Here is a 6,960-nt window from a genome sequence, read left to right on the forward strand (position 1 = left end):
TTGTCTTAGGGTCTCGTGGGCTCGGAGATGGGTATAAGAGACAGCCCGTGGGCGCTGCCGTAGATCGCCCCGCCCCACGCCCCGTACCGGTCACGCAGATCCGCCGGCGTGAACAGCTCCACGAACCGCAGCCGCCCCGACAGGTCGTGCCCGCGCCGCGCCAGGAGGTCCAGCACCAGGTCTCGATAGGACTCGACCGGCATCGGCCACCGGCTCGGATCCCGGGCCGGGACGTTGACCAGCATCACCCAGTTCTCGGCCCCGGCGGGCGCCTGCGTCGGGTCGTCCACCGCCGCGCAGCCGATGTAGACGGTGGGGTCCTGCGCCGGTCTCCCGTGCCGGAAGATGTCGTCGAACTCCCGCCGGTAGTCGGCCGAGAAGACGACGGAATGGTGCGGCAACCCCGCCGTCCGGCCCTCCACGCCGGCCAGCATCAACAGCACCGACGACGACAGGCCGAGACCCGCGATCCGGCGCAGCCTGCGCCGATCCGGCAGCAGCCGGCCGTAGAGCGCCGCCGCGTCGGCGTTGACCACCACGGCGTCCGCGGTCACCCGCTCGCCCGAGGCCAGCCGCACGCCGGACACCGCGGCACGGTCGGCGATCACCTCGGTCACCTCAGCGCCGAGGTGGACCTCGGCGCCCGCCGCCGCCAGGAGCCCGCCGAGATCCGCGGCGATCCGCGGCAGCCCGCCCGGCACGTACCAGCCGCCCTCCCCGTGCTCGATCGCCGGGACGCAGCCCAGCGCGGCCGGCGCCCGGTACGGGTTCGACCCCGCGTACGTGGCGTACCGGCCCACGTACTGGCGCAGCCGAGGGTCGCCGAAGAAGCGCCGCGCCAGCCCGTCCAGTGTCCGGCCCGGCGCGACGGCGAGCAGATCACCGAGCCGGGCCTGCTCGGGCGGACGACCCAGCGGCCCGGCGAAGAAAGTCCGCCGCGACGCCGCGAGGCACTCCTGCGCCCAGCCGTAGAAGGCCCGCCACGCGGGCCCCTGCCCCGGGGCCAGCGATTCGACCTGCTCCTCCATCCGCACCGGATCGCGCAACGCGCGCAGGCGCGACCCGTCGGCGAAGCGGTAACGGCACAGCTCCGCCGGCTCGACCATCGCGCACCCGACCCCCAGGTCCCTGAACAGCCTCGGCATGGTGAGCAGCGACGGGCCGAGCGAGAACACGAACCCCTCCCGCTCGTGCTCCGCGAGCTTCCCGCCGAGCCGGTTGAGCCGCTCGAACAACCGGACCTCATGTCCGTTCCGCGCCAGCAGCAGCGCGGCGACCATGCCGCCGACCCCGCCGCCGACCACGATCACCTCCGCCATGCCCGCCTCCACGCGAGGGCGGCGAACGTCCCCATCGACACGCCCCCGGCCGCCGCCACGACCACGTCCCGCGGCTCGAACACCACCGCGAACGCCAGCGTCTCCATCGCCGCCATCACGGCGTACAGCGCGACGAGCCCCCGGGACACGCCCGGGAACCGCGGCCCGACGACGACATCGATTAGCACCATGATCAGGAATGAGACCAGCAACCACCCGGCGAAGTTGCTGAGCGGCACGCCCCGGTAGGTGCCGCCGTCCGCCCACGTCCACAACCCCAGCCGCAGCATCTGCGGGTCGAGGAACAGATCCCACGCCGTCAGGGCCACGGCTCCGAGCGCCCATCGCCACCCGCGACGCTTCGGGGCCAGGACCGTCGCAACCGCGTGCGCCGCCAGCCCCATACCGCCCCAGGCCACCGCCACGACGACCGGAACACCTCCGACCTGCGGCTTCAGCACCGACGTGTAGGAGTACTCCCCGAACGGCACGCCCGTGCGCACGCCGACCCACTCAGCCGCATACCCTGCGGTTGCCACCGCGAGGAAGGCTCCGCCGGCCCGGCGAAGACCGCACCGGGCCGCCAGGAACGCCACCGCACTCGCCGCCAGCGACAGCACGACCGCACTGGTCAGGCGGACCGGCTCCGCCCGCACCCCCGACGCGACCTGCGCGGCCACCATCGCGGCCAGGAACCCGACCCCGGCCGACCCCAGAGCCTTCGGCACCGCCTCGTCCCGGGTCCTCCGCACATATCCCACACAACTTCCTTCGGAGCCCGGCGACCCCGCGGACGCATCCGTTCAACAGACCACGGCGCACCGGCGGGCACCCGGCTCCGGAATGGAGGTGTCGTGGCTCATCGCCCAGTCACCGGCCCCGGCCTGGCCGACATCACCGGCGCACGCAGCCGAAGGTCCATGCCGGATCAGCACCTGTCACCCGAGCCTGGCGCCTGACGGCGTGGTGGAGCGGTTGGCGCGGTTCTGCCCCTGTTCGCTGACGGGCTGATAGGGCTGTAGCGGGAGCCGCTGTGGTCGCGCGTGGCTCTCGACGCCGGCGCGGGGCGGTGGCCGTCGCTCATGACGGTTCTCTGAACGTGCGGCGGTACACGGCGGGGCCTGATGCGCTTGAAACGGTCGCGGAAGGCGGTGGGGGATCCGAAGCCGACCTGGGCGCTGATGCGTTCGATGGTGTGGCTGGTGGTCTCCAGCAGGTGCTGCGCCTGGCGGATGCGGGTGTTGTGGAGCCACTGGAGCGGGGTGGTGCCGGTTTGGTCGCGGAAGTGGCGGATGAGGGTGCGCGGGCTCTTCCCAGCGTGGACGGCCATGTCGGTGAGGGTGATGTCGCGGGACAGGTTGCCTTGAAGCCACATGAGCAGGGGTTCGAGCGTGGAGCCGCGGGGTGTGGGCGGGAGCGGCCGGACGATGAACTGCGCCTGGCCGCCCTGGCGTTCGAGGGGCATGACCGACAGGCGGGCGGCGTGCGCCGCGCCCGCGCCGAAGGCGTCGCCGACCGCGTTCACGTGCAAGGGGGCGACCTGCGCAGACTCCCGTACGCGGAGGCAAGCTTCGACCTGGTCGTGTCCAGCCTGACGGTGCACCATCTTCGGCGCGGACGCCCGCGCCCAAGCGATCGCCGAGGCGTACCGGGTGCTGCGGCCGGGCGGCCGCCTGCTGATCGCCGACCTGGCGCGGACCCCCCGCGAGTACGCCGCGGTGCTGGCCCGGCTGAACGCCCAGGACATCCGCGTGCGCGACCTCGGCTGGCGCGCGTGGTGGGGCAGTCCGTGGGTCCCGACCCGCCTGCTCACCGCCCGCAAACCAGCCAGAAGCGGGCGGTACCCGTTGCGTGCGCCAGCGTCGCGGCCCGCCTGAGAGATCATCCCCTACCTTTAGGCGCACAACGATTCCACTCGTCCGCAGTACGGATGCTGTCAACTGAGCCGGGCGTGCTCGTCGCCAATGTGCGGATTCCCCGTCTGGACGCAACGGGGCCGGGTTCGTCGCTGGTAGGACACGCCCGCTATCGCCAGGGACCATCCGTACCCGGCGAACCCGATTGCGGCGGAGCAGCCGAGGAGGTACTCGGCGGGTGAGCCGTCCATGTCCAGCACGCCGGTGAACTGGAGGAGGAGGTAGATACAGGCGCCCGTCCCGTAGGACGCGAGGGTGGGCGCGATCAGCCAGACCGGCGTTATGGGCAGGAGGCGCGGCACGCGCCTGCCGGACAGCCACCGCGTCCAGCGCGGGAAGATCATCCCCCATTCGCGCACCAGTCCTTGAAGCAGGAATTCGGCGGGGAGCGCGGTGCCGAGGACGAAGGCGGGGATGAACAGGTCGCCAGGGGCCGCCAGGTCGCCGCCGCGAAACGGTGGTGTGTCGGCGAAACGCAGCAGGTGGCACGTGTAGTAGGGGACGACGGCCAGGCGGGCGATGCGGTGGATGCGGTGGATGCGGCGGGACGTGGCTCGCGTATCCGCTGATAGTGGGCGCTACAGCGGTTCGGATGGCCAGCCAGTAGTTGAGCCACTCGCCCACCGTGACGAGCTCACCGCCCGACTCCGAGGGTGCCCGGAGGCGGGCTAGAGCCTCTTCAGCTGCCTTCCTGGTCGCGAACCCGCCGCGGCGGATCCGCTGACGACGCCCATCACCTGCGCACCCACCGAACCGAGCAGCAGCCCGACGAATCCGCCGAGCCCACGCGGACCAGCACGATCAGATCCGCGGTCCCGCTCGCCTCGATCAGGCCGGCCCATGCCTGAGCACTGCCCGCACCTTCAGTTCGGGCACCACCTTCCGGACATGGTCCAGGGAGCCGTTCAGGGTGGCTTCACCAAGGCGGAGTGGGACGGTCAGCGGGCCACGGTGACGACCGAGACGGTGTGGGAGCCGGTATTGGTGACGTAGAGGTAGTCGCCGTCCGGTCCTGAGGCGGTCCAGCGGGGGTCGTCGCCGACGGCGACGTCGCCGAGGACACGGTGGGTGCGGGTGTCGAAGATGCTGACGGTGTCGGAGCCGGAATTGGCGACGTAGGCGATGCGGCCGCCGCGGTAGAGGTTGAGGCCGCGGGGATTGGCGCCGACGGTGATGGTGTCGGTGACGGTGCGAGTGCGGGTGCTGATGACCGAGACGGTCCCGCCGATGGTGTTGGAGATGTAGAGGGTCCGGCCGTCGGGGGTGACGAAGGCGCCGCGGGGTTCGTCGCCGACGGTGATGGTCGCGGCCACCTTTTGGCTGCGGGTGTCGATGACCGCGACGTTGTCGGAGTCGGAGTTGGCGGAGTAGGCGGTGCGGCCGTCGGGAGTGAAGGCGATGCCGCGCGGGGACAGGCCGACGGGGATGTTGCCGGTGACGGCGTGGGTGGCGGTGTCGATGACGGTGACGACGCCGGATCCGGTGCTGCTGACGTAGGCGTGGCGGCCGTCGGGGGCGATGGCGACCCAGCGGGGGGCGTCGCCGACGGTGACGGTCTTGATGACCTTCCGGGTGTGGGTGTCGATCACCGACAGGTCGTCGGAGTCGCGGTTGGGAATGTAGACGAAGTCACCATCGCGCACGAACGCGACGCCGTAGGGGAACTTGCCGACCTCGATGGCGGCGACCGCCTTCCGGGTCTCCACGTCGATGACCGAGACGGTGTTGGATCCGGCGTTGGCGACGTAGGCGGTCTCATGGTCGGGGTCGAACGCCACCGCGCGGGGGTTGAGGCCGACGTTGATGGTGGCCAGCACGACGGGCTTGTAGGACGGGCGGGCCGCTGGGGCACCGTGACCGGCGGGATGGTCGGCGTGGGCAGCGGGGCCAGGCAGAGGCCCGGCCGTGAGGAGCGCGGTACCGGCCAGGAGCGCGAGCGAGGCGGCACGGATTTTGGATGCAGGGCTGTGGTGGGAGGACATCGCGGGTTCCACATCAGTTCTGGGAGTAGGCCATCGGGCAGACTCCTGGGTTGATGGCCATCCGGCGGTTGAGCACTCTGGGTTCCTTCACGTTGAGTCCCTGACAAAAGATCGTGCCGTGCCGGTCGGCCGGGAGAGTTGATCGCTGAGAGAGCGGGTGAGCGCTTGGAGGCGGGATTACTTTGTGGGGGCGCGTGTCGGGGCGGAGGGCATCGCCGGGGCGTCGGGTGTGCGCTGGTGAAGGGCTCGGGCGTAAAGGCCGGCCATGAGGATCAGGGCGATCGGCAGGACGTAGTCGCCGTCGCGTTCCACGAATTGGAACCATTCTTGCCCGACGAGGGGCCGCAGCAGTTCGGTGCCGAGCTTCCAGGCTAGCGTGAAGAGCAGTAGCGCCCGCCACGGTTTGATGAGTATGGCCAGGCCGAGAAAGATCTCGAAAGTCCCGAACACCACCATGAGATGGGCGGACTCGACCGTGGAACGGGTTATTCCGAAGAAGTCGAAGAAGTCGTACCAGTAGGGCTTGTCCTCGAAAGCGCCGAATCCGCCGTGGCCGATGAGGAGCAGGGCCAGGCCGCCGCGGGCGGCCCAGTGCGCGGCGATGAGGGAGCGGTCGGAGACGGCGGCCGGCGCGTCGGCGCGTCGGAGCCAGCCGCGCACCGACCAGCCTCCCAGTCCGACGAGGATCAGCATGGCCGCCGGCATTCCGTAGTTGCCGCCGCGCTCCAGGAACTCCCACCAGCCTTCGCCGACGGCGGGGCGCAGCAGCGCGGTGAACACTCCCCACACGGTGGCGTGCAGCAGCAGGATCCGGGCAGGCCACACCAGGACGAGTAGTCCCACGCTGATGTCGATGGAGCCGGTGATGTAGAACATGTAGTCGAGGGCGAAGTCGGCGGAGATGCCGAACATGTCGTAGTAGGGCAGCCAGGCCCGCGAGCGACTCAGTCCCGCCCATCCGTGCCCCACGTATTCCACGGCCACTCCGATCCGCAGCAGCCAGTACAGTTTGGTCAGGGTCGGGGCCTGGACAATCGCCTCCCACCTGCCCGTCCATTCCCTCGGGGTGATCTGACTCATCTCGAACACCGCCAATCGTGGTCGAATTTCTCGGACACGATGAAGGTAGGCGCGGGCGGCGCAGAGAAACAGTGCAATGCCTGCCAGCTTGAGGAGCCGATAGGTCTTCGGAATTGGGCGCGGCAAATGCATGACTCCGCGCTCGACGACCGGCATTAATGGCCGAATTCGCAATTAAGTGCGAGACGGGAGGAAACTACGTGCGGCCTGGCGTCGGGCCGGACCGCACCGGTCGCGTGTGTCGCCCCGGGTTTCGGACACGGCGGGGCGTAAAGGTCGAGGAACGGCAGGGAGCGCCCGTTCCGTCGGGCCCGACGGGGCCCAGATGTCGCTGGGGCCCCGGTCAGTGCGGCCGGGGCGCGCGGCGCACAATGCGCCGCTGGCGGAGCGGATCGTCAGGCACGGGAGCCTCCGGGGGCGGGGAGCGGGGGCCGTCGGACAGCGGCCTTGACCACATGAAAACACATCAATGACCCTTGCCTCAATGGTGTTTGATCCATCCTGGCTTCGAGGGCGGGCGGCCGCGCATCGTGCGCTGGGCGACCCGGCGCGGCTGGCGATCGTCGAGGCACTGTTGCTCGGCGACCTGGCTCCGGGGGAGGTCGGCCGCCTGCTGGGCTTGCCGTCCAACCTGCTGGCCCACCACCTGGGGGTGTTACAGGC

8 protein-coding genes and 2 pseudogenes are annotated in these 6,960 nt (G+C 70.5%); 3 read left to right on the top strand and 7 right to left on the bottom strand.

The features are described from left to right. Positions 1-5: 5 nt before the first annotated feature. From ETD83_RS37695 to ETD83_RS45105, 3 genes are all read right to left on the bottom strand, one after another. On the bottom strand, positions 6-1,319 hold the full coding sequence (locus tag ETD83_RS37695) for a phytoene desaturase family protein (RefSeq protein WP_171064667.1): 1,314 nt from the start codon (positions 1,317-1,319) through the stop codon (positions 6-8). Beyond that, entirely contained in the window at positions 1,307-2,080 is a 774-nt protein-coding gene (locus ETD83_RS37700) for a carotenoid biosynthesis protein (RefSeq protein ID WP_230421459.1), read from the bottom strand. Before ETD83_RS37700 ends, ETD83_RS37695 begins: the two co-directional genes overlap by 13 nt. Before the next feature lie 167 nt (positions 2,081-2,247). Beyond that, positions 2,248-2,694 carry a helix-turn-helix domain-containing protein gene (locus ETD83_RS45105; RefSeq protein ID WP_407921548.1) on the bottom strand — a complete coding sequence of 149 codons (447 nt, stop codon included), beginning with the start codon at positions 2,692-2,694 and terminating at the stop codon, positions 2,248-2,250. On the opposite strand from ETD83_RS45105, the pseudogene ETD83_RS46215 reads away from it, so the two are divergent. Both ETD83_RS46215 and ETD83_RS45110 read left to right on the top strand, forming a co-directional pair. Next, a pseudogene (locus tag ETD83_RS46215) lies at positions 2,638-2,871 on the top strand (hypothetical protein); the annotation flags it as partial. The gene ETD83_RS45105 and the pseudogene ETD83_RS46215 sit on opposite strands and share 57 nt — an antisense overlap. 100 nt (positions 2,872-2,971) lie before the next feature. Next, on the top strand, positions 2,972-3,196 hold the full coding sequence (locus ETD83_RS45110) for a hypothetical protein (RefSeq protein ID WP_230421460.1): 225 nt from the start codon (positions 2,972-2,974) through the stop codon (positions 3,194-3,196). Positions 3,197-3,255: 59 nt separating this feature from the next. Here ETD83_RS45110 and ETD83_RS37710 read toward each other — a convergent pair whose 3' ends face one another. Next, entirely contained in the window at positions 3,256-3,594 is a 339-nt protein-coding gene (locus ETD83_RS37710) for a hypothetical protein (protein WP_138649986.1), read from the bottom strand. Between the two features lie 6 nt (positions 3,595-3,600). On the opposite strand from ETD83_RS37710, the gene ETD83_RS37715 reads away from it, so the two are divergent. Continuing rightward, entirely contained in the window at positions 3,601-3,804 is a 204-nt protein-coding gene (locus ETD83_RS37715) for a hypothetical protein (protein WP_138649987.1), read from the top strand. A gap of 100 nt (positions 3,805-3,904) precedes the next feature. On the opposite strand, the pseudogene ETD83_RS46220 reads toward ETD83_RS37715, so the two are convergent. From ETD83_RS46220 to ETD83_RS37730, 3 genes and pseudogenes are all read right to left on the bottom strand, one after another. Next, positions 3,905-4,009, bottom strand: a pseudogene (locus ETD83_RS46220) (Arm DNA-binding domain-containing protein); the annotation flags it as partial. A 164-nt stretch (positions 4,010-4,173) separates the two neighbouring features. Then, complete coding sequence (locus ETD83_RS37725) at positions 4,174-5,052, bottom strand: beta-propeller fold lactonase family protein (protein WP_171064668.1); 879 nt, start codon at positions 5,050-5,052, stop codon at positions 4,174-4,176. Between the two features lie 342 nt (positions 5,053-5,394). Further along, positions 5,395-6,297, bottom strand: a complete 903-nt coding sequence (locus ETD83_RS37730) for a hypothetical protein (RefSeq protein ID WP_138649989.1) — start codon at positions 6,295-6,297, stop codon at positions 5,395-5,397. Positions 6,298-6,960: the final 663 nt, after the last annotated feature.

The organism is Actinomadura soli (assembly GCF_005889715.1).
Taxonomy (GTDB): domain Bacteria; phylum Actinomycetota; class Actinomycetes; order Streptosporangiales; family Streptosporangiaceae; genus Spirillospora; species Spirillospora soli.

Bases quoted from the DNA above. Each gene is read 5' to 3' on its own strand.
- ETD83_RS37695 (WP_171064667.1), bottom strand. From the start codon at position 1,319: ATGGCGGAGGTGATCGTGGTCGGCGGCGGGGTCGGCGGCATGGTCGCC.
- ETD83_RS45105 (WP_407921548.1), bottom strand. From the start codon at position 2,694: ATGTGGCTTCAAGGCAACCTGTCCCGCGACATCACCCTCACCGACATG.
- ETD83_RS37730 (WP_138649989.1), bottom strand. From the start codon at position 6,297: ATGAGTCAGATCACCCCGAGGGAATGGACGGGCAGGTGGGAGGCGATT.